We start from the raw sequence: 422 nt of genomic DNA on the forward strand, positions 1-422 counted from the left end.
AACTGAGCTACACCGGCAAATGGTGGAGGATGACGGGCTCGAACCGCCGACCCCCTGCTTGTAAGGCAGGTGCTCTCCCAGCTGAGCTAATCCTCCTGGGTATTATGCCTAGCGACGTCCTACTCTCACAGGGGGAAGCCCCCAACTACCATCGGCGCTAAAGAGCTTAACTTCCGTGTTCGGTATGGGAACGGGTGTGACCTCTTTGCCATCATCACTAGACTATTTTTAAAGACAAGATTTATTATAACACATTTTGTTATAATTGCAAGCTTTTTTCAAAAAAACTTTCTTATTCTTTCAAAACTGGATAAACGTGCATTGAATGTTTCAAACATTTTGGTTAAGTCCTCGATCGATTAGTATTCGTCAGCTCCATGTGTCACCACACTTCCACCTCGAACCTATCTACCTCATCGTCT

1 tRNA gene and 2 rRNA genes are annotated in these 422 nt (G+C 45.3%); all 3 read right to left on the bottom strand.

Features of this window, described 5'->3' with window-relative positions:
* Positions 1 to 20 precede the first annotated feature (20 nt).
* Positions 21 to 96 (bottom strand) — tRNA-Val (locus ACVYAD_RS25145).
* 10 nt (positions 97 to 106) lie between these two features.
* Positions 107 to 222: ribosomal RNA gene (gene rrf, locus ACVYAD_RS25150) — 5S ribosomal RNA — on the bottom strand.
* A 117-nt stretch (positions 223 to 339) separates the two neighbouring features.
* Positions 340 to 422, bottom strand: a 23S ribosomal RNA gene (locus tag ACVYAD_RS25155); the annotation flags it as partial.

The organism is Lysinibacillus sp. G1-3, assembly GCF_056322905.1.